Source organism: Hymenobacter sp., assembly GCF_031398885.1.
In the GTDB taxonomy this organism is placed as follows: domain Bacteria; phylum Bacteroidota; class Bacteroidia; order Cytophagales; family Hymenobacteraceae; genus Hymenobacter.
This window is the reverse complement of the sequence record NZ_JANNOD010000065.1, coordinates 142627-166746: the sequence shown is the minus strand read 5'-3', so window position 1 is coordinate 166746 and position 24120 is coordinate 142627. Positions and strand designations below refer to the sequence as shown.

Annotated in this window: 26 protein-coding genes; 9 read left to right on the top strand and 17 right to left on the bottom strand. The window is 63.3% G+C overall.

Annotated features, from left to right (window positions below; genetic code table 11):
• Positions 1-157: 157 nt before the first annotated feature.
• Both RMO51_RS14175 and RMO51_RS14170 read right to left on the bottom strand, forming a co-directional pair.
• On the bottom strand, positions 158-727 hold the full coding sequence (locus tag RMO51_RS14175; RefSeq protein WP_310395652.1) for a GNAT family protein: 570 nt from the start codon (positions 725-727) through the stop codon (positions 158-160).
• A 72-nt stretch (positions 728-799) separates the two neighbouring features.
• Positions 800-1213 (bottom strand): hypothetical protein, encoded by a 414-nt coding sequence (locus RMO51_RS14170; protein ID WP_310395650.1) that lies wholly within the window; start codon positions 1211-1213, stop codon positions 800-802.
• A 690-nt stretch (positions 1214-1903) separates the two neighbouring features.
• On the opposite strand from RMO51_RS14170, the gene RMO51_RS14165 reads away from it, so the two are divergent.
• The 4 genes from RMO51_RS14165 to RMO51_RS14150 all read left to right on the top strand — a co-directional run bounded on the left by RMO51_RS14165 (position 1904) and on the right by RMO51_RS14150 (position 4943).
• A complete protein-coding gene (locus tag RMO51_RS14165; protein WP_310395648.1) occupies positions 1904-3100 on the top strand; it encodes a histidine kinase in 1197 nt (398 codons plus the stop codon).
• On the top strand, positions 3097-3858 hold the full coding sequence (locus RMO51_RS14160; RefSeq protein WP_310395646.1) for a LytTR family DNA-binding domain-containing protein: 762 nt from the start codon (positions 3097-3099) through the stop codon (positions 3856-3858). Before RMO51_RS14165 ends, RMO51_RS14160 begins: the two co-directional genes overlap by 4 nt.
• A gap of 38 nt (positions 3859-3896) precedes the next feature.
• Positions 3897-4412 carry a putative immunity protein gene (locus RMO51_RS22605; protein WP_409025045.1) on the top strand — a complete coding sequence of 172 codons (516 nt, stop codon included), beginning with the start codon at positions 3897-3899 and terminating at the stop codon, positions 4410-4412.
• Positions 4413-4511: 99 nt separating this feature from the next.
• Positions 4512-4943, top strand: a complete 432-nt coding sequence (locus tag RMO51_RS14150) for a hypothetical protein (protein ID WP_310395643.1) — start codon at positions 4512-4514, stop codon at positions 4941-4943.
• A 161-nt stretch (positions 4944-5104) separates the two neighbouring features.
• Here RMO51_RS14150 and RMO51_RS14145 read toward each other — a convergent pair whose 3' ends face one another.
• Both RMO51_RS14145 and RMO51_RS14140 read right to left on the bottom strand, forming a co-directional pair.
• Entirely contained in the window at positions 5105-5482 is a 378-nt protein-coding gene (locus tag RMO51_RS14145) for a SnoaL-like domain-containing protein (protein ID WP_310395642.1), read from the bottom strand.
• 120 nt (positions 5483-5602) lie between these two features.
• Positions 5603-7915: an excinuclease ABC subunit UvrA gene (locus RMO51_RS14140; RefSeq protein ID WP_310395641.1), complete on the bottom strand. Its 2313-nt coding sequence runs from the start codon at positions 7913-7915 to the stop codon at positions 5603-5605.
• A gap of 300 nt (positions 7916-8215) precedes the next feature.
• Between RMO51_RS14140 and RMO51_RS14135 the strand changes: the two genes are divergently transcribed.
• Positions 8216-9175 carry a YafY family protein gene (locus tag RMO51_RS14135; RefSeq protein WP_310395640.1) on the top strand — a complete coding sequence of 320 codons (960 nt, stop codon included), beginning with the start codon at positions 8216-8218 and terminating at the stop codon, positions 9173-9175.
• Positions 9176-9361: 186 nt separating this feature from the next.
• On the opposite strand, the gene RMO51_RS14130 is transcribed toward RMO51_RS14135, so the two are convergent.
• Positions 9362-9754 carry a helix-turn-helix domain-containing protein gene (locus tag RMO51_RS14130; protein WP_310395638.1) on the bottom strand — a complete coding sequence of 131 codons (393 nt, stop codon included), beginning with the start codon at positions 9752-9754 and terminating at the stop codon, positions 9362-9364.
• Between the two features lie 226 nt (positions 9755-9980).
• Here RMO51_RS14130 and RMO51_RS14125 point away from each other — a divergent pair, with 226 nt between their 5' ends.
• The 3 genes from RMO51_RS14125 to RMO51_RS14115 are packed head-to-tail and all read left to right on the top strand — an operon-like array spanning position 9981 to position 11583.
• Entirely contained in the window at positions 9981-10286 is a 306-nt protein-coding gene (locus RMO51_RS14125; RefSeq protein ID WP_310395636.1) for an antibiotic biosynthesis monooxygenase family protein, read from the top strand.
• Positions 10287-10298: 12 nt separating this feature from the next.
• Positions 10299-10778: a group II truncated hemoglobin gene (locus tag RMO51_RS14120; RefSeq protein WP_310395634.1), complete on the top strand. Its 480-nt coding sequence runs from the start codon at positions 10299-10301 to the stop codon at positions 10776-10778.
• Positions 10771-11583, top strand: a complete 813-nt coding sequence (locus RMO51_RS14115) for a cyclase family protein (protein ID WP_310395631.1) — start codon at positions 10771-10773, stop codon at positions 11581-11583. The genes RMO51_RS14120 and RMO51_RS14115 overlap by 8 nt, the downstream gene beginning before the upstream one ends.
• Before the next feature lie 153 nt (positions 11584-11736).
• Here RMO51_RS14115 and RMO51_RS14110 read toward each other — a convergent pair whose 3' ends face one another.
• The 9 genes from RMO51_RS14110 to RMO51_RS14070 all read right to left on the bottom strand — a co-directional run bounded on the left by RMO51_RS14110 (position 11737) and on the right by RMO51_RS14070 (position 20333).
• Positions 11737-12855 carry an ABC transporter permease gene (locus tag RMO51_RS14110; protein ID WP_310395629.1) on the bottom strand — a complete coding sequence of 373 codons (1119 nt, stop codon included), beginning with the start codon at positions 12853-12855 and terminating at the stop codon, positions 11737-11739.
• 94 nt (positions 12856-12949) lie between these two features.
• Positions 12950-14059, bottom strand: coding sequence for an ABC transporter permease (locus RMO51_RS14105; protein ID WP_310395628.1), 1110 nt, complete (start codon positions 14057-14059; stop codon positions 12950-12952).
• Positions 14060-14138: 79 nt separating this feature from the next.
• Entirely contained in the window at positions 14139-14921 is a 783-nt protein-coding gene (locus tag RMO51_RS14100; RefSeq protein WP_310395626.1) for an ABC transporter ATP-binding protein, read from the bottom strand.
• The gene (locus RMO51_RS14095) at positions 14918-15859 is read right to left on the bottom strand and encodes an ABC transporter ATP-binding protein (RefSeq protein WP_310395624.1); all 942 of its coding nucleotides are present in this window, start codon (positions 15857-15859) and stop codon (positions 14918-14920) included. The genes RMO51_RS14100 and RMO51_RS14095 overlap by 4 nt, the downstream gene beginning before the upstream one ends.
• Positions 15860-16034: 175 nt before the next feature.
• Positions 16035-16943, bottom strand: a complete 909-nt coding sequence (locus tag RMO51_RS14090) for an HlyD family efflux transporter periplasmic adaptor subunit (protein WP_310395622.1) — start codon at positions 16941-16943, stop codon at positions 16035-16037.
• Between the two features lie 15 nt (positions 16944-16958).
• Entirely contained in the window at positions 16959-18266 is a 1308-nt protein-coding gene (locus RMO51_RS14085) for a TolC family protein (RefSeq protein WP_310395621.1), read from the bottom strand.
• Between the two features lie 39 nt (positions 18267-18305).
• Positions 18306-18914 carry a TetR/AcrR family transcriptional regulator gene (locus tag RMO51_RS14080; RefSeq protein WP_310395619.1) on the bottom strand — a complete coding sequence of 203 codons (609 nt, stop codon included), beginning with the start codon at positions 18912-18914 and terminating at the stop codon, positions 18306-18308.
• A gap of 236 nt (positions 18915-19150) precedes the next feature.
• The gene (locus RMO51_RS14075; protein WP_310395618.1) at positions 19151-19876 is read right to left on the bottom strand and encodes an endonuclease/exonuclease/phosphatase family protein; all 726 of its coding nucleotides are present in this window, start codon (positions 19874-19876) and stop codon (positions 19151-19153) included.
• 40 nt (positions 19877-19916) lie between these two features.
• Entirely contained in the window at positions 19917-20333 is a 417-nt protein-coding gene (locus RMO51_RS14070) for a heme-binding protein (RefSeq protein WP_310395616.1), read from the bottom strand.
• A 319-nt stretch (positions 20334-20652) separates the two neighbouring features.
• On the opposite strand from RMO51_RS14070, the gene RMO51_RS14065 reads away from it, so the two are divergent.
• Positions 20653-21894: a helix-turn-helix domain-containing protein gene (locus tag RMO51_RS14065; protein ID WP_310395614.1), complete on the top strand. Its 1242-nt coding sequence runs from the start codon at positions 20653-20655 to the stop codon at positions 21892-21894.
• Here RMO51_RS14065 and RMO51_RS14060 read toward each other — a convergent pair.
• Genes RMO51_RS14060 through RMO51_RS14050 form a run of 3 tightly spaced genes read right to left on the bottom strand, consistent with a single transcriptional unit; the run spans position 21891 to position 23977 of the window.
• A complete protein-coding gene (locus RMO51_RS14060) occupies positions 21891-22376 on the bottom strand; it encodes a hypothetical protein (RefSeq protein ID WP_310395613.1) in 486 nt (161 codons plus the stop codon). The genes RMO51_RS14065 and RMO51_RS14060 overlap by 4 nt on opposite strands.
• A 3-nt stretch (positions 22377-22379) precedes the next feature.
• Positions 22380-23408 carry an alpha/beta hydrolase gene (locus RMO51_RS14055; RefSeq protein ID WP_310395612.1) on the bottom strand — a complete coding sequence of 343 codons (1029 nt, stop codon included), beginning with the start codon at positions 23406-23408 and terminating at the stop codon, positions 22380-22382.
• Entirely contained in the window at positions 23405-23977 is a 573-nt protein-coding gene (locus tag RMO51_RS14050; RefSeq protein WP_310395610.1) for a hypothetical protein, read from the bottom strand. Before RMO51_RS14050 ends, RMO51_RS14055 begins: the two co-directional genes overlap by 4 nt.
• Positions 23978-24120: the final 143 nt, after the last annotated feature.

The following is a 24120-nucleotide window of genomic DNA, read 5'->3' as shown; positions in this document are numbered from 1 at the left end:
GCTGCGATATTCTTGTCACCCATGGCCGTCACTACCTCAAATAACCGAGTAATCGCGCGCTCAGGTGCTGCCAAGGTATTTGCTGTTTGGGTCATGCACAATGATTAAAGGGACTGAGTCGGCTGTTCAAATCCGACCTGTACCGTAAGTTTCGCTGCTAGTGTATGACCCGAACCTGCGACTTGTCATACAGCCGTTCCCAGTCGCGCCGCAGAATGGCGTACAGGCACTCGTCCTCAAACTCGCCCCGCTCGTTCACGCCCGACTCGCGCATCACGCCTTCAAACTGAAAGCCTGGCGTTTTCTCGATGGAGCGCTTCGACGACAGGTTGGAGACGCGGTGGCCCGTGGCCACGCGGTTCAAGCCCAGCAGCTCGAAGGCCAGGTAGAACAGGTGCGGCTTGCTGCGCGGCGTGACGCCCCGCCCGCGCATGTGCTCGAAGACGTCGGCCCCGGTGGAGCCGTACCGCTCTTCCCAGCTGTCGATGGTCAGCACGGTCATGCCCGCCAGCTCCTCGCCCAGCAGGGAGTAGAAACCGTAGGTCATGCGCCGGCCGTGGCGGTACTCGGGCAGGTAGTTTTCGCGCAGCTCGGCCACCATGGCCTCCGAATCGGGAAAGCCCTGAAACAGGGTTTCGACGTGGGCCTGGTTGTCCTCGCTAATAAGGTGCAGGGTGATGGAATCGGAATACAAGGCGCGGAACATCACAGCGGAAAACGAGCGCAAGGGTAATTCTGGTATCGGGACCAGAAGGCTATACAACTTTCATCTGGGCGTATTTTACCCGAGGCCTCTGCGTCACCCCTGCTCATTGAGGGGATGATTGGTTGCCACCATCAAATGACGGCCTTCCGCGTAGGCCAGGACTCCCACCACCACCAGCTGCGCCAGCAGGAAACTCACGCCCAATTTAATTGCTGTCGGGTAGTACGCTATTAGTAAGTACAGGCTTACGCCCGTCCAAAGCCCGTTGGCAATAATCAGGACGCGCAACCAGAGCATGGAAACCGGTTGCTGACGAGCCAACGCGCCCGCCAGTACCGCGTAAAGCAGTGTCACGGCGGCTATCAGCAAAATAAGCGTGGTTGACAAGCCTAAAAGACCTGCTAAGGGGGTTGAAAATACGAGGCCCATGATGCCCGTGGTGCTACCGAGAAAGGCATCCAGCCAGAGTAGCTTATTCAAGGTTGGTACGTTGTCAAAGCGGAGCATCGGTAGGGGCCGTTGAGGTTGGATGGCTTGAAAAGTAGGCGGATTCCGGGTGCAGTATGCGTTCCGTGCCAGACGGCGAGGCGTTGCGGGGAGACGGCCCGGGAGCTACTTGGGCCGCCCTGGCGAAATTTGGGCCCTAGCGAAATGAGGTAATGCCATCGGGATAAGCCGGAGCTGTTGGGGTCGGGGCCGGTGGGCACGGGCGCAATTCAAGACCTGTCAGGCGTCGGCACCAGGACCTAAACGAGCCCACCGCCAAGTGCTAACTACACTCTCAAAAGCAACGGATAAGGTCGCAGGAGCGAGCCTGTTGACACAACTGAAGGGTGGGTTTTTGGCAAGTTAGCCGGCCCTTGCATGGAGTCAATAGGCCAGATTTAAGAAACCAGCTGGTCCAACTCAGCTCCGCCAAAAGCTGGTAATTTGGAAGTGAAGCATCAATTGGCAGGCGGCAAAGACCGGATGGCGGAACCAATGGGCCGCTTCGGATAAAACTTATGGCCCATGGTCGCTACAAGCCTCAACTTACATTCTTCCGTTGTTCATCTGTTTGCTCACTTTTTTCATGCCCGCATTGATTTTCCGTTTGAACTTACGCGGCTGGAGGTCCCGGCCTGCTGCTTCTTTACAGCCAACTTTAGCCGGCAAGGCTCAGAGCAGCAGTGGGGAAGGAGCGAATTCCCGCGTCGCATGAAGCCCCTGCGCACCTTACTGGCGAGTTCGGCCATTCCCCTGCGGCCGGGCCAATTCTGGCTGCTGGCCGGGCTGTTCTGGGGCGCGTTTGCGGCGCTCTCCTACGTGCAGTCCAACGCCTTTTGGACCGCCACCGGCTACGGCTGGTCCACCACCGACCGGCTGGACTGGGGCCTGCGCTGGACGCTGTGGTGGGGCAGCACGCCGCTGATTCTGTACCTGGCCCACCGGGTGCCCCTGGATTCGGTGCGCCGCCCGGGGCCGCTGGTGCGCAACGTGCTGCTGCACCTGGCCTTCCAAGCGGTGCTTGCCGTGGCCCTGGCCGCCCTGGGCAAGTTCGTCCTGTTCGACTTGCTGGCGCTCCAAACCGGCCACCGCTGGGGCCCCGACCCGCTGTGGCTGGTGGTGTCGAGCCGGTTCACCGTGTCGCTGGCCGTGTACATGCTGCTGGTGGCGAGCTACAACGTGTACGCCTACGCCCGGCGCAACCAGGCCCTGCGCCACCAGAACATGCGCCACGCGCTGAATAACGAGCAGCTCCAGGCGCAGCTGTCCGCGGCCCAGCTCCAGGCCCTGAAAATGCAGCTCAACCCGCATTTTCTCTTCAACACCCACCAGGCCATCGTGGGCCTGATTTTGCAGCGCGAAAACGACCGGGCCATCGAAATGCTCACCGAGCTCAGCGACCTGCTGCGGGCCATTTTGGTCAACGGCGACGCCCAGCTCATTCCGCTGCGCGAAGAGCTGCGGTTCGTGGAGAAGTACTTGCACATCCAGCACATCCGCTTCCAGGACCGCCTGCGCGTGGAGCTGGACGCCGCGCCCGACACGCTGGACGGCGCCTTTCCGCAGTTTCTGCTTCAGCCGTTGGTCGAAAACGCCATGCTGCACGGCGTGGAGCACCGCGCCGCCGGGGCCCTGATACGCCTGCACGCCCGCCGCGAAGCCGGCGAGCTGGTGGTGGAAATCCACGACAATGGCCCGGGGCCCGGCCCCCCTAAGCCGCGGCGCGGGGCGTCGGCCGGGGTGGGCCTGCGCAACACCCGCGCCCGCCTGGAAAAAATCTACGAAGGGCGGGCCCAGTTCGCCTTTGAGCAGACGCCAAGCGGCACGCGGGTGACGGTGCGGGTGCCGTTTGCCGCGCTGCCCGCCGCGCAACCCCTGGCCTTTCCCCTTCAGCTCGAACCCGCATGAGCTACCAGGCCCTGATTGTGGACGACGAATTGCTCTCGCGGCAGGTGGTGGCCACCTTCCTGCGGGGCGACGCGGCCCTTGCCGTGGCCGGCGAGGCCACCAACGGCACCGAGGCCGTGCTGCAAATCCTGCAGCTGCGGCCCGACCTCGTGTTCCTGGACGTGCAGATGCCCGAGCTCGATGGCTTCGAGGTGCTGCGCGAGGTGTGGCCCTACCACCAGCCGTTCGTCGTCTTCACCACGGCCTACGACAGCTACGCCCTGCGCGCCTTCGAGGTCAGTGCCACCGACTACCTGCTCAAGCCCTTTAACGAGGTGCGCTTCCGGCAGGCCGTGGCGCGGGTGACCCAGCAGCTGGCGCAGCGCCCGGGCCCGGCCGGCCCGCACCCGCTGCTGGCCGCCGGGGCCGGCCGGCCGGCCGGCTACCGGCGGCGCATCCTGGTGAAGGAGCAGAAAAAGCTGTTTTTCGTGCCCGTTGAGGACATCCAGTACTTCGACTCCGACAGCAACTACATCAGCGTGCACACCGCCGCCGGCACGCACCTGATTTACGAGAGCCTGACGCTGCTCGAGCAGCAACTCGACCCCGCGCAGTTCACTCGCATCAGTCGCTCCTGCGTGGTGGGGCTGGCCCACGTGGCGGCCCTGGAAACGTACTACAACGGCGAGTACATCGTGAGCCTGCGCAGCGGCACCACCCTGAAGTGGACCCGCACCTACCGCGACAATTTGCAGGCGTTTTACGGGCTGGCGAGCTAATAATTCGCAGCCCCTCTTTTCTCCCAATCGACAGACAAATGATATTGCCAAAGGAGAGAGACGCGAGATTTATTACGGTAAGACGTGGTGGTACGTTGACAGACTCAGACCACCATCTGCTGGCGTTGTGGGCCGCTGCTTGTGCCGAACACGTGCTGCATTTATTTGAGCAAGCCAACGCCGACGATAAACGACCACGGCAAGCAATAGAATTGACGCGGGCATGGGTAAGAGGTGAGATACCAATGAGGCAAGCCCATCAGGCGGCTTTCGCGGCCAATGCAGCCGCGCGTGAGGTGCCAGATGCTGCGAAGTTTGCCGCCTTAGCAGCGGGGCAAGCCGTTGCAGTAGCCCACGTCGCGGCACATGAACTGGGTGCTGCCGCTTATGCCATCAGAGCCGTAAGAGAAGCTGTTGAGGAAAGCGAGAAAGAGGCGACGGGACGTAAGGAGTGCCAGTGGCAGCGGGACCAGCTCCCGGATGCTATCCGTGAACTGGTGCTGGAGGACCAAAAATTAAGAAATAGTATATGCTGGTTTGTGTTCAGCCGCTGACTGCGTGATAAAGCACAATCATAACCTGGCAGGCGCGTTCTGCCTGCATCAGAGCAGATAGAAAATTATCCGTCCGCCGAAGCAACCTACCTTGCCAAGATGGAAAATAGCCCGGCCAAAACTTCGCTAGTAGTCGCGCTCTGGAACGCGGCGAAATGGGTGCTGGGGATTCTGCTGGCCGGCACCCTAACCATGGGTTCGGCCAACTTGCTGATGCACCGGACGGGCGCTGTGGATTTGCACCACCTCACCTGGTTTGAGTACTGGGTAAAAATGCTGACCGTCCCGGCACTGGCTTTTGGGCTGTTCGTTTTTTTGGCCTGTGCCTTCGTGCCCACCCAAAAAAAGCGCGCGGGCCTGCTCGTCGTTGGGCTCAGCCTGGTTCTAATCGGCTTGGGCATCTACCAGCACGTACTGGACGACGGCTTTTTAGAAACCCAATACGTAGTTCGTTATACCGTTTTTATCGTTGGCCTGGCTGGGGGCTTCTGGGTATCCCACCACGCATTCAAAGGAAATAAGTGGACGTAGGTGGGCAAGCACAACCGCTGGTTTTTGCGGTGGCGCCACACGGCCAGCGCATTCCCCATGACTAAACCGTCCTGGCCTGCACGTTCACTAATCTGGGGTAAGCAAACCGGGAAAATGACTCATTTGCTTACCCCAGCGCATGCCACTAAGTGGATTCCAGGTTAGTAGGCCGCGTCGTTGTAGAAGAACTGTTCTTTCACGATTTGGCCATCGGCTACTTCGAACACGCCCACTTGGTCCTTCTGCACGCGGCCCCGGCCTTTGAGCGTCACGTCCATGCCCATGGTGCAGGCAAAAAAGTAGGAGCCCACGATGGGCGGGCCGCAGAAGCCGCCGTGCCGCGCCTCAATTTGCGCCTCCAGAACGGCTTCCTTGTCGCGGATGGCCGGGATGCCGGTGACGGTGATGGGCAGCTGCGAGATGTTTTCCGGCTCCGTGCTGACCGCCTCGGGGGCGTACAGCTCGTCCTGGATTTGGTGGATTTGGCCTTTCTGGGCCATGGCGTAGTACTGGTCGGCAATTTCTTGAATGGTACGCATACGAGTAAGGGTCAAAGTGACTGTGCCAGCAAAGGAACCGGGCGACTGCGACAGCTGTGTGTCAGCAGGAAAAAGTATTTTTTCGGCCGGCCGCCGGGTGAATTCGGCAAGCGAAGGCCTTCAGCGGGTGCTGCTTACCGGGCCGAAAACCGGCGCTGCGGTCGGGGCGTCGCCGCTGTGGTACTGCGCCAGGTAGCTGCCCGTGACGGATGCGGCAGCGGTCAGCAGCTCGGCCGGCGTGCCTTCGAACAAGACGCGGCCACCGGCATCCCCGGCGCCGGGCCCCAGCTCCACGACCCAATCGGCGCTGGACACCACGTCGAGGTGGTTTTCCACCACCAGCACGGTGCTGCCGTTGTCCACCAGGCGGTTGAGCAGCTGGATGAGGGTGGCCACGTCGTGCAGGTGCAGGCCGGTGGTCGGCTCGTCCAGGATGTAAATCTGGGCCGTGTTGCCCAGCTCGCTGGCCAGCTCCAGCCGTTGCCGCTCCCCGCCCGAGAGCGTGTTCAGCGGCTGCCCCAGCGTCAGATACGGCAGCCCCACGTCCACCAAAGCTTGCAGGGTGTTGGTGATGGCCGGCTCGGCGAAGAATGCCCGCGCCTCGGCCACGGACAGGCCCAGCACGTCGCTGATGTTTTGGCCCCGCAGCCGGTAGCCGAGCACTTCTGCGGTGAAGCACCGGCCCTCGCAGGCTTCGCACACGGTGGCCACCGGGTCCAGGTGGGCCAGGTCGGTGTACACCACGCCCAGGCCCTGGCAGCCCAGGCAGGCGCCCTTGGAGTTGGCGCTGAACAAGGCGGCGCTCACGCCGTTGGCCGCCGCAAACGCCTTGCGGATGGGGTCCAGCAAGCCCAGGTAGGTGGCCGGGTTGGAGCGCTTGGAGCCCCGGCTGATGCGCTGGTCGACGACGATGGCCCCGGGGTACTGCTGCGGCAGGCACCCCAGCAGCAGCGACGTTTTGCCCGCGCCGGCCACCCCGGTCACCACCGTCAGCACGCCGGTGGGCAGGGTCAGGGACACGTCGCGCAGGTTGTGCAGCGCGGCATGGGCCAGGTGCAAGTCGCCAGTGCGGGGCCGGGGCCGCGTGTTGAGGGGCGGGTGGTGGCGCAGGCCCCGGGCCGTGAGGGTGTCGGCCGCCAGCAGCCCGGCGTAGGAGCCCTGGTACACCACTTCCCCGCCGTTCCGGCCGGCTCGCGGCCCCATGTCCACCACGTGGTCGGCAATGGCGATGACGGCGGGCCGGTGCTCCACCACCAGCACCGTGTTGCCCTTGTCGCGCAACTGCCGCAGCAGCGCGTTGAGGCGCGGCACGTCGTGGGGGTGCAGGCCGATGCTGGGCTCGTCGAACACGTAGGTTAAGTCCGTCAGGCTCGACCCCAGGTGGCGCACCATTTTCACCCGCTGCGACTCGCCGCCGGAGAGCGTGGCGCTTTCCCGGCCCAGCGTCAGGTAGCCCAGGCCGATGGCGACCAGCTGCTCCAGGCGCGTGGCCAGCGCCGCGAGCAGCGGGGCCAGCGTCGGTTCGCACAGTTCCCGCACGAACGCCGCCAGCTCGCCCACCGGCAGGGCCGCGCACTCGGCAATGTTGCGGCCGGCGATGCGGCAGCCCAGCGCGGCCGGGCTCAGGCGGGCGCCCTGGCAGGCCTCGCAGACGCCTTGCGCCACCACGCGCTCAAAGGCCGCCCGCAGGTGGGGCTGGAGCTGGCCGGCGTCTTTCGAGAGGTACACCCGCCGGAACTTGGGCACCAGGCCCTCGTAGGTGGTCCTGCCCGTGCCCAGGGTGGCCAGTTTTACCTTGGTCTCGGGCTGGTAGAGCAGCTGCTGCCACTCCTGCGCGGTGTAGTCGCGCAGCTTTTTGTCGGGGTCGAAAAAGCCCGACTGGGCGACGATGGTCCAGAAGATGGAGTTGACGCCGAACGTGGGGAAGAGCAGCGCGCCTTCGTTCAGGCTCTTGTCGGGGTCGGTGAGCTGCTCGGGCCGCACGGTGGCCACCTGCCCCAGGCCCCCGCAGGCCGGGCACATGCCCGGCACTTCGTTGAAGGAAAAGGCGCTGACGCCGCCGATGGCGGGCCGCCCCAGCCGCGCGTAGACCAGGCGCAGCAGGGCGTAGGTGTCGGTGACGGTGCCCACCGTGGAGCGCGCGTTGCCGCCCAGCCGCTGCTGGTCCACGATGATGGCCGCCGACAGGTTGGTGAGCGACTCGGCGTGCGGCTGCCCGTAGCGGGGCAGAAAGCCCTGCACGAAGGCCGGGTAGGTTTCGTTGAGCAGCCGCTGCGACTCCGCTGCCAGGGTGCTGAACACCAGCGACGACTTGCCCGAGCCCGACACGCCGGTGAACACCGTGATGCGCCGCTTGGGAATGTCCAGCGAGACGTATTTGAGGTTGTTTTCGTAGGCTCCCCGAACTTCGATATAACCGAAGGGAGAAGGCATATCGTTGGATGAGTCGGGCGGTGACGATGCCATTAGGACAGAGACAGAAGAAGTGAGTGGAACAAAGCGAATAGCTCTGGCAAAGAAAGAAGGCGAGTGCGACAGCAGTGTGTCAGCAGGCAATGGCCCCTGTTTACGGTACCTTCCCTCAACAGTCAGCCGGACCTGCGCCCTGCCGACGAGGCCCCAGGGGCTGTACTACTTTCGGCGTATCGCTGCGTATGCTGAGGGCTCGTCCAGCGTCGGATAAGCTCCCGCCGGGACGTTTTCTACTAAGTACATCCATCAAGTCCGTTCTGCATGAATCGATTCGACCGTATTGTTGGCATTCTGCTGCAATTGCAAGCCAAGCAGGTGGTGCGCGGCCAGGCCCTGGCCGAACGATTCGGAGTGAGCCTGCGCACCGTGTACCGCGACCTGCGCACGCTGGAAGCCGCCGGCGTGCCGCTCTACGGCGAAGCCGGCGTCGGCTTTTCCCTGGCCGAGGGGTACAAGCTGCCGCCCGTCATGTTCACCCGCGACGAAGCCATGGCCCTGCTCACCGGCGAGAAGCTGACCGCCCGCCTCACCGACGAGCACACCGCCGCCCACAGCCAGGCTGCTATGGACAAGCTGCGCGCCGTGCTGCGCCGCCCCGACCGCGACCACCTCGAAAGCTTGAACTCCCGCATTCAGGTGCTGCGCCCACGGACCCAATTGGCGCCGCCCGCCGACAGCCGCACGCACCAGCTCCTGCTCACCGCGGCCGCCACCCATCGCACCGTCCGGCTGCGCTACCGCGCGGGCCTGGCCGAGGCCAGCACCGAGCGCGACGTGGAGCCGATTGGGTGCTACCTGCAACAGCACTGGCACGTGGTGGCCTACTGCCGGCTACGGCAGGACTTCCGGGACTTTCGCTTCGACCGCATCGAGCAGTTGGAGCTGCGCGAAGAAACCTTCGCTCCGCGTCCGGAAACGCTGCAATCCTACTGGTCGGCTCAGGATGCCCGCCGCCAGAACCTGGAGGTGGCCCGCGTGCGTTTCCAGCCCGAGGCCGTGCGCCACATTCAGGACAGCAAGCACCAGTACGGTTGGGTCAGCGAGGAGCTTCTGCCTAATGGAATGGTGGAAATGGCTTTTCTGCCCGGGGGCCTGCGTTACCTGGCGGCCTGGCTCTTGCCCCAGGCCGGCACGTTCACGGCGGTAGCGCCGCCTGAACTGCGGCAGCACTTGCGGGAGCTGGCCCAGCTCGCGCACGAGTCGTTTTGCGGGGCGGACTAGCCGCGCTGCCGCAGTTGGGCCGTCGGACTTGAGGCCAGCTCGGCTGAACACGCCGGGCGTTACCCGCTGGTTTTGCGGCAGCGTCACACGGCCGTGCCCATCAGCGGCGACAGAACATGGGCAGCATGCCGTCCACGAGTAAAGTACTCACCAGTTATGGCTACTTCATCTCTTATTCTGTCCGGGCTATTTTGCTCCGGCTTCCGCCGGTTGGGCCTCTATTACTTGGCCAAACTTTGTTGCGTAGCTCATGCCAAACCCGCTAACGGCACTTAAGACCGGGGCCAGTGTTTCGCCAAATTCGGAAAGGCAGTATTCGACTTTGGGCGGCACTTCGGGGTAAATTTTTCGAATCACCAATCCGGCTTTCTCCAACTCGCGCAACTCACGGATTAGCACCTTTTCAGAAATGGTGACGATTTGCTTTTTGAGTTCGGTGAAGCGCAAAGTGTCGCCTTGCAGGTACCACAAAATGACACCCTTCCACTTGCCGCCCAGCAGGTCCATGGCCAACTCGACCTGGCAGTAATACCGTCGCCCATGCACGTCCAGGAACAGGCTCTTTCCGTTTTTCAGCATCTGTTAAAATTTAAGTGGTTGCTGTTCAACAAAACTGACTATTAAGGCAGTTACTGACTTAATAGTCAGTACTTCCGTAGGAGTATGCAAGCTACTACATTTACTCCGCAGACGCTAGCGCCACCACCCCACCCCGCGGCACCACGCCCCACCGAGGCAGGACCAGTACAAAAGTGCCTTCCCACCCTAACTGTACGGTTTTCTTTCATCAAACCCCTGTCTTCCAATGGTTGCCGAATACATCTGCTACCACGTAGCTACCGACCAGCGCGAGGCGCTCGTTGCCGCCTATCGCCAAGCCGCCGCCGAGTTGGACGCCGCCCCCGAATGCCTGGGCTACGAGCTGGCCGAGTGCGAGGAAGAGGCCGGCCACTTTATCCTGCGCATTGAGTGGACCTCCACCGAAGCCCACCTGCAAGGCTTTCGCAAGGGGCCACAGTTTCCAGGCTTCTTCGCCCCCATCAAAGGCTTCTTCAGTAATATTCAGGAAATGCGGCACTACCGCCTGACCGATGTAGTGCGCCGGAAATAACTGCTTACCGCTATGAAAACACTACCGACGCTGTACGAATGGGCCGGCGATATGCCCACATTTGAGCAGCTTTTCAGTCAGTTCTACCACCACGTATTGCAGGATGAGGAGCTGGGGCCGCTTTTTCGAAACATGGCACCGGAGCACGTGATGCACGTGGCGCATTTTGTGGCCGAAGTGTTTGGCGGCAGCAAGCTCTACACCACTGAGGACGGTGGCAGCCACGCCAAGATGATAGGCCAGCACATGGGCAAAATGCTTACGGAGGCGCAACGCCAGCGCTGGATGCTGCTGTTGCTGCGCATTGCCGACGAAATCGGGCTTAAAAACGACCCCGAGTTTCGTTCTGCGCTGGTCGGCTACCTGGAGTGGGGCACCCGGCTGGCCGTCATCAACTCGCACCTGCCCACCAACCCCATGGCGCACGACGCGCCCATGCCCCGGTGGGGCTGGGGCGAAACGGGCGGCCCTTACCTACCAGGCGATGAATAACAGAAAGCAAGTACGCAGCTCCTGGTTTGCCGGCTTGCTGGTGGGGGCCGCCGCGCTGGCAACGGGCTGTGCGCAGGAGCCGCCGCCCGCAACAGCCAACCGCACGTTGCCTTTCAATCACCTGGTGGATTTGACGCACACGCTGAATGCGGCCTTTCCCTTTATCCCGGTAAGAAAGCTTACTTATCCGTTTAAGCTGATTCCGATGGCTACGCTGGCGAAAAACGGCGTAGCGGCTAATTCGTGGCAAATGCACGAGCACCTGGGTACCCACATCGATGCCCCGAACCACTTCATCGCCGGCGAGAAATCGCTCGACCAGATTGCGCTGAAAGACCTCATCGTGCCGGTAGTCGTGGTCGACATCAGCGCTAAAGCGAATCTCAACCGCGACGCCACGCTGTCGGTGGAGGACCTGCGACAGTTTGAAACGGAATACGGCAAAATTCCCGCTCATTGCTGCGTAATGATGTATTCGGGATGGGAGAAACATTTGAACGACTCCTTGTTTGTGGGGCTCGACCGCCAGCAGCAGAAGCATTATCCGGGCTTTTCCAACGAAGCCATTCAGTTTCTGCTCGCCGAGCGGAACATCGCCGGCATTGGGGTGGATGTGCTCTCCTTCGACCCCGGAACAGACGAAAACTATACCGGCCACAAAACCCTTTTCGCCGCTGGTAAATGGGGGGTTGAGTGCGTCGCGAACCTGGCCAAAATCCCTAAAACCGGGGCAACCCTCCTAGTGGGTGCTCCCAAAGTGGAAGGAGCGACGGGCGGGTTTGCCCGCATCATTGCTATCTGGTAGGCAGGAAGCGCCGCGCAACCAAATGGCAGCTCCGGGGGAGTGCGCTGTTCCGGGTGGCTGAATATATCAACGGCTCAGGCTATTTTCTGAGCTCGTCAAACTGCCTCAACTTTATTGGCCTTCTAGCGCCGGGAAAACAGGCGCGCGGCTATCCTACCCCGACGTTTTGCGGTAGCGCCACACGGCCAGCGCGTTTACCGCCACGGCCATGCCCAGCAGCACCAGCACCGGCCGCAGCACGTCGCGCAGGGTGCTGCCCTTGAGCAGGATGCGCCGGGCAATGTCGATGATATATAGCAAGGGGTTGAGCCAGTCGAGCGTGCGGGCCCAGGCCGGCATGTACTCGGTGGGCGTGAACAGGCCGGAGAGCAGAATGAAAATGAAGATGAAGAAAAACGCCACGAACAGCGCCTGCTGCTGCGTGCGGCTCACCGAAGAAATAAGCAGCCCCAGCCCCAGCGGCACCAGCAGAAACACCGCCATGATGCCGTAGAGCAGCAGTACGCTCCCTACCATCGGCACGTGGAACAGGAAGCGCGCCAGCAGCAGCCCGATGGTGAACTGATAGAGCCCCGCCGCCCAGAATGGCAGCAGTTTGCCCAGAATAAACTGCCACTTGCGAATGGGGGTCACGTTGAGCTGCTCGATGGTGCCGATTTCCTTTTCGCGCACGATGTTGAGCGTGGCCACCAGCATCACCACCAGGCTGATGATTTCCACCAGAATGCCCGGCACCATGAAAGTTTTGTAGTTGAGCAGCGGGTTGTACCAGTAGGCCGGCACTACTTCCAGCCCGCTCGGTGCGGCCAGGGCCGCCTGGACGGTGGCGGGGCGCTCCTCGCCCTGGTAACCCTGCACGATGCCGGTGGCGTAGGCGCTGGCCAGGCCCGCTTTCACGTTGTCGAGGGCGTTGACGAGCAGCTGCACCTGCGCGTGGCCTCCGCGCACCAGGTCGCGCTCGAAGCGCGGCGGAATGACCAGCACCAGGTCGGCGCGGCCGCTGAGCAGGTCTTGCTCGGCCGCCTGGCTGGTGGGCCGCAACTGCACCAGCCGGAAATAGGGCGTGTACTGAAACTGGTTGAGCAGGCGTCGGGCGGCCGGGCTGTGGTCCTGGTCCACCACAACCAGGGTCAGGTTCTTGATTTCGTAGTTGGCCGCAAACGACAGCAGCAACAGCTCCGCGATGGGCGCCACCAGCAGCAGCGCCAGCAAAGTGCGGTTGCGCAGCAACTGCCGAACTTCCTTTTCGAGCAAAAACCAAACGATGCGCATTTAATTAGCAATTAACAATGAGCAATTAACAATGAGCAAGGAAAAGCAAGTGAGGAGCCGTTGAGCAATTGCTCATTGCTCATTGTTAATTGCCCTACGCTAGCCGGTCTTTCAACGAACCCAGCGCCAGCAGCAGCAGGGCGCCGGCCATGCCGGCGAGGATGGCCGTTTCGCGCCACAGTTCGCGCAGGCCCAAGCCTTTTATCATGACGCCCTTCAAAATGGTGATGTAGTAGCGGGCCGGAATCAGGCGCGACACCTGTTGCAGGAACGCCGGCATGCTCTCGATGGGAAACAAAAAGCCGCTGAGCAGCAGCGTGGGCAGCAGCAGGCCCAGCAGGGAGATGAGCATGGCCGTTTGCTGCGAGGCCGCTCGCGTCGAAATCAGCACGCCCAGCGTGAGGGCCAGGAAAACGTAGAGCAGCGTTTCGGCGATGAGCAGAACCACGCTGCCGCGCTCGGGAATGTGCAGCACCCACACCCCCAGGGCCAGGATGACCAGCCCGTTGATGAAGGATAGCAGGAAGTAGGGGATGATTTTGCCGATAATGATGGGCAACTGCCGCATGGGCGACACCAACAGCACTTCCATGGTGCCGGTTTCCTTCTCGCGGGCAATGGTGATGCTGGTGAGCATGGCCGACACGAGCAGCAGAATCAGGGCCATGGTGCCCGGCACGAAGGTGTAGGCGGCTTTCAGACCGGGGTTGAAGTAGAGCCGGGCCACGGCCTCGACGCGCGGGGCCGGCGCGGCGCGGCGGCTGGCCGTTTCCTGCTCGTAGCTTTTGATGATGGCCGTGGCGTAGTTGACCAGGCTGAGGGCCGTGTTCTGCTCCGAGGCATCGGCCACGAGCTGCACCTGGGCGTGGCCGAGGTGGTCGAGGTCCTGCGAAAAGCCCGCCGGAAACACCACGGCCAGCTTGACGTGGCCCCGGCGGAAGGCCGCCGCCACGTCGGGGTAGCTGCGGGCGTAGTCGCGCAGCCCAAAGTAGCCCGACGAAAATAGCCGCTGCTGCACCTGGCGGGCGTGGTGGCCCTTATCGAAGTCGAGCACGGCCACGTCGGCGTTCGTGATTTCGTTGGTCAGCGCGAAGCCGAAGAGCGTGACCAGCGCCACCGGCATCCCGAACAGGATGAGCAGCGTGCGCGGGTCGCGGAAGATGTGCAGAAACTCTTTCCGCACGAACATCAGGAAGGCTCTCATGGGCTGATTTTAGTTGTCAGTTGCTCGTTGTCAGTTGTCAGTGCCTTTGCCGCTCAATCATCAGCCTGACAACTGACAACTACCCGCTGTTCTTCGCGCCCCGCGCCAGGTGCAGGAACACGTCGTTCATCGTCTCGGCTCCGAACTGCCGCTTGAGCCCGGCGGGCGTGTCCAGGGCTTCGATTTTGCCGTCGACCATGATGCTGACCCGGTCGCAGTATTCGGCCTCGTCCATGTAGTGGGTGGTGACGAAGACGGTGGTGCCCTGGGCGGCGGCCTCGTAGAGCAGGTCCCAGAACTGGCGCCGGGTGATGGGGTCCACGCCGCCGGTGGGCTCGTCTAGGAACACCACGGCCGGCGCGTGCAGCAGGGCCACCGAAAAGGCCAGCTTCTGCTTCCAGCCCAGCGGCAGGGAGCCCACCAGCGTGTGGCGCTCGGCTTCCAGGCCCAGGCGGCGCAGCAGCTCGTCGGTTTTCTCCCGGATGGCGGCCGTGCGCAGGCCGTACACGCCGCCGTAGAAGCGGATGTTCTCGCGCACCGTCAGGTCCTCATAGAGCGAGAACTTCTGGCTCATGTAGCCGATGTGCTGCTTGATGAGTTCGGGCTGCCGGAACACGTCGAACCCCGCCACGGTGGCCGCGCCCCCGGTGGGCCCGAGCAGGCCGCAGAGCATGCGCATGGCCGTGGTTTTGCCCGCGCCGTTGGCCCCCAAGAAGCCAAAAATCTCGCCCGGCGCCACCGCAAACGAAATGGCATTCACGGCCACGAAGTCGCCGAAGCGCTTGGTCAGGCCTTCGCACCGGATAACCGGGGCCAGCGGCTGGATACTAGCCGCGGAGGAAGTGAACAAGGGGCTCGTCATGGCTGCGCGGAAAGGGGTGGGGCCGGCCGGGCCAGCAGGTCCATGAAGGTGTCTTCGATGGTAGCGGCCACGGGCGCCACGGCCACCCCGGCGTGCCCTTTGCCGGTGAGGTAGGCCGTGAGCTGGGCCACCGCGTTGGGGGTATTCTGCTCCAGGCTCAGGTGGGCGGCCTCGCCGAAAGCGTAGCAGCTGTGGGCGGCGGGGTAGGCCCGCAGGTCTTGCAGCAGCGGGTGCATGCGGGCCGCCCGCACCGCATACAGCGGCCAGGGGTAAGAATTTTGCAGGGCTTCGGGGGTGTCCACGCGCAGTACCCGGCCGGTTTGCAGCAGCGCCACCCGCTCGCACAGGGCCGCCTCATCCATGTAGGGCGTGGACACGACGATGGTAATTCCCTGGGCCTTGAGCGTGCCCAGCATGTGCCAGAACTCCTGCCGCGACACGGCATCGACGCCGGTGGTGGGCTCGTCGAGCAGCAGCACCTCAGGCTTGTGAATGAGGGCGCAGCACAGGGCCAGCTTCTGTTTCATACCACCCGACAAAGCCCCCGCCCGCCGGTCCTTGAACGGGGCCAGCTGCTCGTAGATGTCGCGCACCAGCTCGTAGTTTTCCCGCACCGTGGTGCGAAACAAGGCGGCAAAAAACTCCAGATTTTCCTGCACGGTCAGGTCCTGGTAGAGCGAGAACCGGCCCGGCATGTAGCCCACCACGTTGCGAATGGCGCGGTAGTCGCGCCGCACGTCGTGCCCGGCCACGGTGGCGGTGCCGGCGTCGGCGAGTAGCAGCGTGGTGAGGATGCGGAAGAGCGTGGTTTTGCCGGCTCCATCGGGCCCGATGAGCCCGAACAGCTCGCCCGGCGCCACGGCCAGGCTCACGCCCTGCACGGCTTGCACAGAACCGTAGGCTTTGCTGATGCTGCGTAGTTCAACGGCGGCGGACATGGGCGAATGGGTGATTTTGTTGTGAGCCCGTCATGCAGAGCATTCTGCGCATCAAGCAGAGACGAAGCATCTCGCTCGGGGCAGTAATTCAATCATCCAGCGAAGTGAGCGAAATGCTTCGTCTCTGCTTGATGCGCAGAATGCTCTGCATGACCGGCCACCGTGCACCTCAGCTTCAAAACAGCACATCCGCCGGCATCCCGATTTTCAGGCTCCCGTCGTTCGGCACTGCTATTTTCATCGCGTACACCAGGTTCACCCGGTCTTCCTTGGTCTGAATCACCTTGGGCGTGAATTCCGACTTGCTCGAAATCCACTGCACCCGGCCGGGCGCGGCGCGGCGCTGGCCGCCGGGGGCGTCCACCAGCACCTTCACGGCTTGGCCCAGCTTCACGCGGGTGAGCTGGTCGCCGGCCACGTAGGCGCGCAGCACCAGCATTTTGGTATCGCCAATTTTGTAGAGCGGCTGGCCGTAGCTCACCACCTCGCTGGGCTGCACGTACACCGTCAGCACGGTGCCGGCCACGGGGTTCACTACGCGGGCTTGGCGCAGCTGGTCGTTTACCTGCTGCACCTGCACGCGCAGGGGTTCGGCCTGAGCGCTGGTGCCGCGGGCCTGGGTGCCCAGGGCCGAGCGTTGGGCGGCTACCTGCTGGCGGGCCGTGGCCAGTTGGTAGTCGAGGTCGTCGAGCTGCTTGGCGGGCACGGCGTCGGCGCGCACCAGGCTCACCACCCGTTTGCGTTCGCGCTGCAAGTTGGCTACCTGCTGCGCCAGCGCGCCGAGTTGCGACGACACGTTGGGCGTTTGCTGGCGCACGGCCTGCTGGCTGGCCTGCAGCTGGCGCTTGCGCAGGTAGAGCTGCACGGTATCGATGAGGCCCACGACGCGGCCGGCGGGCAGCTCGTCGCCTTCGGTCACGGCCAGGCGCAGCAACTGGCCCTGGGCCTGGGCCGCCACCACGTACTCGGTGGTTTCAAAATTGCCCGAGGCATCGAAGCGGGGCGCTTCGGCCTGGCAGCCGCCGAAGAGCAGCGCGGTGGCCAGCAGGCGGCCGGCCAGGGAGAAAGGCAGGAGTCGTTTCATGGACGTAGGCGGCGGTTAGCGGGTGGGGGAGGACGGCGGCGCAGTCGCCCCGCGGGTGGTCAGTTCGTCGGTTTGGGCTTGCAGGAGTTGCAGGCGGTGCAGCTGCTCGCTCAAGCGGGCCTGGGTCAGGTGGTTGGCCTCGGTGAAGTAGTCGCTGAAGCCAATAATCCCATTATCCAGCTGCACGGCGGCCGTGGCCTGAATTTTCTCGCGCAGCCCAATCAGTTGCTGGTCGGCGTCAAGCAGCGCCTGGTAGCGGCCGATGGCGGACTGCTGGCCCGCCAGCGCCACGCGCTGCTGCTGCGCGAAGACGGCCTGCTGCACGGCCACGGCTTCGGTATTGAGCCGGGTGGCTTCCCGGTCCTGGCGGCGGGTGTAGTAGCGGTCCAGGTTCCAGTTCAGGCGCACGCCGGCCAGGCCGTAGCCGTGGAAGTCGTTGCGCAGAAAATCCAGTGTGGGCCGGCCGTAGCCCACTTGCCCGTACAGGCTCAGGCGCGGGGCCAGGCGGGCCTCGTTCAGCTCTTGCTGGCGGGCCAGCAGCGCGCGCTGCTGGTCGTAAAGGGCGTATTCAGGTCGGGCGGCGGCGTCCGGCGGGGCGGTCGGAACTGCCAGGCGAGTTTCGGGAGCCAGCGGTTGCCCGAGCAACTCGCCCAGCTGGGCCAGCAATCCGGCCCGGCTGCTGGCCAGGTCGCGCAGCTGCTGGTCGAGGCCAAGCACTTCGGCGTCGAGGCGGGCCACGTCCTGGCCGGTGGCCACGCCGTTGGCGCGGCGGGCCACCAGGGACTTGCGGCGCTGCACCAGGTCGGTGCGCAGGCTTTGGCGCAGGCGGGCATTTTCGTCGGCCAGCAGCGCACTGAAAAACAAGCCATTCACTTGCTCGCGCAGCCGGTACAAGCTCACCTCCACCTGCTGGTTGCCAACTTGGCTATTCAACTCTTCCAGCTCCTGCTGGCGACGGGTGGTGCCGCCGTCGTAGAGGGTCTGGGCGGCATCCAGCGTCAGCCGGTACTGGTCTTTGGCGAGGGTGGGAATGCTGATGTTGGGAGCCTCAATTGGAATGCGCGTGACTTCACTCTGGTAGGAGGCTTGCCCGTTCACGGCCAGCTGGGGCCGGTGCAGCAGGGTGCCCAACCTCGACTGATTATTGGCGGCCTGGGCTTCGTTGAGCGCCTGCTGCCGCCGCTGGGGCGCGTGGGCCAGCGCCAGTTCGTAGCACTGGGCCAGCGTCAGGACGGGCCCGGGGGGAGCCGGGGCCGGGACTTGTCCCACCACGGAATGAGCCAGCAGCCAAGCCCCGGTCAGAAAACGAAGGCGCTTATCCATTTAATTTAACTAAGTGGTTAAAGGACGGGCAAAAAAATATCAGACCCGAATGGCTCGGATAATAAATTCTGCCACTTCAGTACGGCGGCGTTCCATTTCCAGCTGAAATTCTTCGGCCGACAGCCCCAGCGCCACCTGAAACACCGGCTTGCCCAGGAACGGAAAAATGACCATTGACATCAGGTTCATCAGGAGCTGCGCGGAGCTGACCGGCCGGATGCGGCCCTGCGCCACGGCCTCGTCCACCTGCCGGCGGAACGTGTCCAGGTGCGGCCGCTCCTGCTGCACCAAGGATTTAAAGAAGAATTGCGGGTTCCGGTTCACTTCGTTCACAATGAAAAGCGGCATGAAGCTGTTGCGGCTCACGAAGGCGATGTACTCATTCACCAGCCGCCGGATTTTCTCGAACAAGTCCAGGTCGGTGTCCAGCACGGCCAGCATCCGCGGCAGTATCGTGCCAATGGCCTGGCTCACTATCATCTCAAACAGCTTGTCTTTGCTGCGGAAATAGTAGTGCAGCAAGGCCTTGTTAATGCCGGCCCGGTCGGCTATTTCCTGCATTCGCGCGCCCGCCAGGCCTTTTTCCAGAAACACCGCCTGCGCGGCCTCCAGGATAAGTTCTTCGGTTGAGCGCTTGGGGTCGTCCACTGCTTACGTTGGTTTAACCTTTTGGTTAAATTTTCTCAAACATAATGCAAAAAGTTGAGACTGCTACCTCCGCAAACCAGAAAAGGGTACTCCTAGGGGCCATCCGAGCCGCCTTGTCATTGGCTTCATCAGCAAATATCCCTCGCTTCGCGTAGCCAAACCACCGGGTTACCCAAAACCAGGGTAGCTGTCGCTTTCGCTGAAATCGAAGCAAGTGAGGGTGGTGGAGCAAGCATTCAGCTACTCAATATATCTGCAAAAGACACCATCACTGGCACATGGTCACTGTGCCGCAGCCACTTGTCGGGGTCACAAATCTCCACGTGTTGCAGCTGGTCCAGCAGCGCCTGCGAGGCAAAGCAGTAGTCCAAGTGGTAGGGCTTGTCGGCGTGCCGGTACATGTACCAGGTGGGGTGCTGCTCCTGGCCGTGGAGTTGCTGGTAGTGGCGGTGGTACGCGCTGTGAATGCCGCGCTCGGCCAGGTGCCGCACCACATCCGAGTGGTTGCCGACCCGCCGGGGCCGGTCCCAGATGGCGTTGCTGTTGAAGTCGCCGGCCAGTACTACCGGCGCGGCCAGCAGGCTGGCCGGGTAGTGCTGGAGCGCCTTCCAGATTTGGGTGACGTAAGCGCCGTCCCGGTCGGCCGGGTGATTGGCCCAGATGGCCAGCAGCGTAAATGAGCCCACCGGGCCATTCACCTGCAGCGGCAGCACGGTCCGAAACGCGAGGTTGTGCAGGTCAAGCAAGCGCAGCGAGTAGGACCCGTAGGAAAACACGCCCAGGCCTTTGTTAGGGTTGGTGCCTTGCCACACCACGCTGGTGGCAGGTGGCACCGAAGCGTCGAATCGCAGCTTATCGGGGTGCTCGCACTCGGGCACAATCAGCACGTCGGGCCGCTCGGCCAGGATGGCGGCGGCTTTGCGGCGGAAGGCCATGTTGCAGTTCCAGGTAATGATTTTCATGCCGGCAAGTCACGTGATGAAGAGCTTCTGCCGCCATCAGTTACTTCAATAAAACAGCAGCTCCCGCCCGCGCAACTTGCCCGTCCTGGGGCGATTGGGCCCCGGACACGCCAATGGCTCCCACTACCTCGCCGTCGGCCAGCAGCAGCACGCCCCCTTCAATGGGCAGCGAATGGGGCAGGCCCAGCACCGCGTTGTTGCCTTTTTCCAGCAGCTCCTGGTGGAACCGGGTGTCGCGGCGGTAGTTGACGGCGTGCACCGCTTTGCCCTGCGCCACTTCCACGCTGGCGTTGGGGGTGCCATCCATTCGCGCAAAATGCAGCAAGCGACCTGCCTCATCCACTACGGCGATGGAAACGGCCCAGCCGTTGCGCCGCGCCTCTGCTTCGGCCGCTTCCGTAATGGTCCTGGCGACGACCAGGTTGAGCGTTTTGCGCGTGGTGAGTTGAGCTTTCATGCGGGGCGTTTGGGCCAAGCCAGTGGAAATGGCCGACGCCAGTAGGAAAAGTATCAGCAGTAAAGTTCGCATATGAGGCTGGTTTCGTTGCGTTTTCCCAGTGCTTTGGCCAGCAATTACGTTTCACCACGACGTACGGCCGGTCAAAGTCACGTTATAAATTCTGATTGTTTAGAAGGACCCTCCAGCGGAAGCATTTACCTCTTTTGCAACGGCCAGGGTCGGGCCGGCTCAAGGCTCTGCATAGGAGGCCGTGCGGTATCAGTTGCTGTAACAGACGCTTGGGTTTCTTCAGGGTCTATGCCACTTACAACCTCCAATGCAGCCAACGGCCACTCTTTTATCTTACGCTGAGTGGATAGGCGCCGCGCAGGGGCTGTTTCTCGGGCTGTTGCTGCTGCGCATGGGCCGCACCTACGCCAACGCCCTGCTGGCGGCGCTGCTGCTGGCCGTTAGCCTGCTGCTGGGCTGGGTGGCACTCCACGATGCCGGCCTCCTGGAGCGCTACCCCGACTTGCTGGTGGGCGGCTCGGTCCTGCCGCTACTGGTGGGGCCGCTGCTCTACCTCTACGTGCGGGCCGTGGTCGGGCAAGACGGGCGTTGGCAACTGCGTCACCTATTTCATTTTCTGCCCTTTGCGGCTTATCAACTGGCATTGCTGCCTTTTTACCTGCGCAGTGCGGAAGCCAAGGCCGGCTTCGCGGCCCGGCACCACGAGCACGCCCACCTCGACATCTGGGCGCAGCTTCCGCTGCTGCAATTCTTCGCCTACGCGGCGGCCGTCCTGCTGCTCATCCGCCGCCACGACCAGCACCTGCGCAATTACTTTTCTGACCTGGAGCGCCGGCAGCTCACCTGGCTGCGGAACCTGGTGGTGGGCACGGCCGCCATCTGGCTGGCTTTTGCCGTGCTCAATCTGGCCTGGGGCGTGCATCGGGCCGGGGCCTTGTTCGGGCCGCTGCTGGCGGCGGCCGTGTACTACGTGGCCTACCGGCGCATCCGGGAGCCGCAGCTGTTCGAAGCGGCGAAGCAGCCGGCGGCCCAGCCACCGGCCCGCGTCGAAGCCGAAATGCCGGAAGTGGGGCCGGAGGCACTGGCCGGGTCCGAAAGCAACCCTCCGCCCGCCGCGGCCCCGGTGCGCGGCAAGTACGGGCGGTCGGATTTTGTGCATGAGCAGGCCGCCACGTACCGGACCCAGCTCCGGAAGCTGATGGAAGCCGACCACCTCTACCAGCAGGAGGGCCTGACGGCGAAGCAGGTAGCCGATGGCGTGGGCATCTCGACGCACCACCTTTCACAGCTGCTGAACCAGGTGATGGAAACCAATTTCTTCGATTTTGTCAACCACTACCGGGTGGCCGAGGTGAAGCGGGAAATGAGGAACCCGGCCAAGCGCCACTTGACGTTGCTGGCCCTGGCGCTGGAGGCCGGCTTTCGCTCCAAAGCCGCGTTCAATGCCGCGTTCAAAAAAAACACGGGCAGCACGCCCTCCGCCTACAAAAAGCAGCCTCTCCCGGACGAGCTGGACCGGCGCGGGGAGGGAGTGGAGGGACTGGTTTAATTCGCTGCCGCCGCCGCTCGCCGGCTTGGCTCCCGTCCCAGGGCGGCGGCCAGCAGGGCCGCCCATCCCAGCGCGGCCACGCCCACCCGGATGGCGTGCCAAAGCTGCCACTGGTCGCGCACCACGTGCCAATTGGCGGGCAGCCGGCGCACCGTCCACGCCGCTTGCTGGGCGTTGAGGGGCCGGATGCGCAGCAAAAACACCGCCAGCATGGCCCCGATGCAGAGCACGCCCAGCCGCGTGCGGCCAAACTCCCGGGGCCGGTGCCGCACCAGCCACAGCCACGCCAGCGCGGCCGCCATCGCCGCCAGCTCGTACGCCGAGGCAGCCGGGCCGTAGTTGCTGTAGAGCGACTGTTGGACTGCCACGTAAAGCGCCGGCCCGTAGCGGACTTTGATGGGCCACTGCAACACGTGCGAGAAAGAAAGCCCCACATCCAGGCCCATCAGAAACAAGCTGACAAAACGCAAAGCGGTGAGCATCATTCAGCGGTAGCGTTCCACAAAACCGGTGACGGCGGCCACGAGCTTGTCGGGTTCCTCCAGAAACGGGCTGTGGGCGGAGTCCTCGAAGTAGACCAGTGACTTTTGTGCCGGCGGCGTCCCCAATGCGTCATACGCCTCCTGGGCCAGCGGCACCGGGAAGATGCCGTCGTGGCGGCCCCACAGCAGGAGCGTGGGCAACGTGATGCGCGGCAGGTCGGGCGTGAAATTGAGGTCCGTGAACTTCAGTTGCCCCTCCGTATACACAAAGTTGAATAGACCCGCTACCGACAGGGGCGAGAAAAATACCAGCTCGTTAAAATCCAGCGTTTTCAGCGGGTCGAAGTCGGGGTTGTGGAAGTAGCCGTGGGCCTTGCCGAGCAGGTAGGTATGCACCGGCAGGTTTTCTTCGGTGATGGGATGCGCGGCGTACCAGGGCGCGGCTTTTTGCCAGAAGTCTACCTGCTCGCCGCGGGCAATGGCCTGGGCCGCGTAGTCCGTGACAAACTGCGCGCCCAGCACGTTGGCGCGGGCCCAGTTGTGGCCCGTGTCCATGCCAATCCAGCCCCGAACGCGCTGCTGCCGCCCGGGGTCGAGCAGGTAGGCCGTGCCCAGGGCCCCGCCCCAGCTGTGGCCCAGCAGGAAAATGGTGGGGTTGTGGTAGCGGGTGTTCAGCAGGTCCACCACCCGGTCCAGGTCTTCCACGAACTGCGGCACCGTGAGCGTACTCGGGTCGGAGTTTCCTTCCGAGAGGCCCGAGGCCCGCTGGTCCCAGTACACCAGCGCGTAGCGCTGCTGCAAGGCCCGGTGCGCCGCCGAGGCCGCGTCGATGATGGAGCCGTTGCCCGGCCCGCCGTGCAGGTACAGCACGAACACCCGCGAAGCCTGGTTGCCGCGCACCCAGATGGGCATGTCGGCCCCTTTGTGGCGTAGAAAGAAGTAGTCGCCGTCGGTGAAGTACTCGTGCTTCTGGCAGCCGGCCGGCAGCAGCAACAGGCTGAGCCAAACGAGGAGGTGGGCGCGGGTGCTCATCGGGCGGGCAGCAAGTAGGTGGCCCCGGCCTGCAGCGCCGGGTGCACCAGCGCGTAGTTGTTGAACGGGTACTGCCAGAACACCACCGGCCGGGCAAACACGCTCCACCGGGGCTGGCCCGCGCCGTCGCGGAACGTCCAGCCCGTGCCCACGCTCACCGAGGGCATCACGTGCCCGCGCCCCCCGTCCTTCACCTCGTAGGCCCCGCGCAGCGCGTCCGCCTCGAACACGTCGCCGCCGTTCAAAAAGGTGTGCAGGTAGCCCAGGCCCAGGTGCTGGTCAAAGAACAAGCCCGACTTCATAGTAATGCGGTGGCCGGTTTCCAGCCCGACAAACAGGCCGGTGTGGTTGCGCCGGTGCACGTAGCCCCCGGCCTGGGCCCCCACAAATACCTGGTAGGTACCGTTGTTGAACAAATACCGCTCGGCGCTGATGGTCACCCCGGGGTGCGTTACGAACTCGCCGAAGTACGCCAGGGAAATGCCCCAGCGGCTGGGCGGGGCCTGCGCCCGCGCGGTTCCGGGCCATAGCAGCAGCAGCCACATACATAAGGATAAGGTCTTCGACATGAGAAGGAAAAGGATGGTTGATGCCACAAACCTATTCCAGCCCCGCGCCCCATTCGCCTCATCCGGCCGGACAGGTCCTAATTCGTTGCATTGGCATGATAAACAGTCGGTTGTGGTTGCTATTTGAGATGCGCTCAGAAACT

Excerpts from the sequence above, each read along its gene's own strand:
- RMO51_RS14140 (WP_310395641.1), bottom strand. The coding sequence starts at position 7,915 with ATGCCTTCTCCCTTCGGTTATATCGAAGTTCGGGGAGCCTACGAAAAC.
- RMO51_RS14060 (WP_310395613.1), bottom strand. The coding sequence starts at position 22,376 with ATGCTCACCGCTTTGCGTTTTGTCAGCTTGTTTCTGATGGGCCTGGAT.
- RMO51_RS14160 (WP_310395646.1), top strand. The coding sequence starts at position 3,097 with ATGAGCTACCAGGCCCTGATTGTGGACGACGAATTGCTCTCGCGGCAG.
- RMO51_RS14065 (WP_310395614.1), top strand. The coding sequence starts at position 20,653 with ATGCAGCCAACGGCCACTCTTTTATCTTACGCTGAGTGGATAGGCGCC.
- RMO51_RS14110 (WP_310395629.1), bottom strand. The coding sequence starts at position 12,855 with ATGCGCATCGTTTGGTTTTTGCTCGAAAAGGAAGTTCGGCAGTTGCTG.
- RMO51_RS14115 (WP_310395631.1), top strand. The coding sequence starts at position 10,771 with ATGAATAACAGAAAGCAAGTACGCAGCTCCTGGTTTGCCGGCTTGCTG.
- RMO51_RS14130 (WP_310395638.1), bottom strand. The coding sequence starts at position 9,754 with ATGCTGAAAAACGGAAAGAGCCTGTTCCTGGACGTGCATGGGCGACGG.
- RMO51_RS14085 (WP_310395621.1), bottom strand. The coding sequence starts at position 18,266 with ATGGATAAGCGCCTTCGTTTTCTGACCGGGGCTTGGCTGCTGGCTCAT.
- RMO51_RS14055 (WP_310395612.1), bottom strand. The coding sequence starts at position 23,408 with ATGAGCACCCGCGCCCACCTCCTCGTTTGGCTCAGCCTGTTGCTGCTG.
- RMO51_RS14075 (WP_310395618.1), bottom strand. The coding sequence starts at position 19,876 with ATGAAAATCATTACCTGGAACTGCAACATGGCCTTCCGCCGCAAAGCC.
- RMO51_RS14145 (WP_310395642.1), bottom strand. The coding sequence starts at position 5,482 with ATGCGTACCATTCAAGAAATTGCCGACCAGTACTACGCCATGGCCCAG.
- RMO51_RS14170 (WP_310395650.1), bottom strand. The coding sequence starts at position 1,213 with ATGCTCCGCTTTGACAACGTACCAACCTTGAATAAGCTACTCTGGCTG.
- RMO51_RS14165 (WP_310395648.1), top strand. The coding sequence starts at position 1,904 with ATGAAGCCCCTGCGCACCTTACTGGCGAGTTCGGCCATTCCCCTGCGG.
- RMO51_RS14100 (WP_310395626.1), bottom strand. The coding sequence starts at position 14,921 with ATGACGAGCCCCTTGTTCACTTCCTCCGCGGCTAGTATCCAGCCGCTG.
- RMO51_RS22605 (WP_409025045.1), top strand. The coding sequence starts at position 3,897 with ATGATATTGCCAAAGGAGAGAGACGCGAGATTTATTACGGTAAGACGT.
- RMO51_RS14095 (WP_310395624.1), bottom strand. The coding sequence starts at position 15,859 with ATGTCCGCCGCCGTTGAACTACGCAGCATCAGCAAAGCCTACGGTTCT.
- RMO51_RS14135 (WP_310395640.1), top strand. The coding sequence starts at position 8,216 with ATGAATCGATTCGACCGTATTGTTGGCATTCTGCTGCAATTGCAAGCC.
- RMO51_RS14120 (WP_310395634.1), top strand. The coding sequence starts at position 10,299 with ATGAAAACACTACCGACGCTGTACGAATGGGCCGGCGATATGCCCACA.
- RMO51_RS14125 (WP_310395636.1), top strand. The coding sequence starts at position 9,981 with ATGGTTGCCGAATACATCTGCTACCACGTAGCTACCGACCAGCGCGAG.
- RMO51_RS14070 (WP_310395616.1), bottom strand. The coding sequence starts at position 20,333 with ATGAAAGCTCAACTCACCACGCGCAAAACGCTCAACCTGGTCGTCGCC.
- RMO51_RS14150 (WP_310395643.1), top strand. The coding sequence starts at position 4,512 with ATGGAAAATAGCCCGGCCAAAACTTCGCTAGTAGTCGCGCTCTGGAAC.
- RMO51_RS14050 (WP_310395610.1), bottom strand. The coding sequence starts at position 23,977 with ATGTCGAAGACCTTATCCTTATGTATGTGGCTGCTGCTGCTATGGCCC.
- RMO51_RS14090 (WP_310395622.1), bottom strand. The coding sequence starts at position 16,943 with ATGAAACGACTCCTGCCTTTCTCCCTGGCCGGCCGCCTGCTGGCCACC.
- RMO51_RS14105 (WP_310395628.1), bottom strand. The coding sequence starts at position 14,059 with ATGAGAGCCTTCCTGATGTTCGTGCGGAAAGAGTTTCTGCACATCTTC.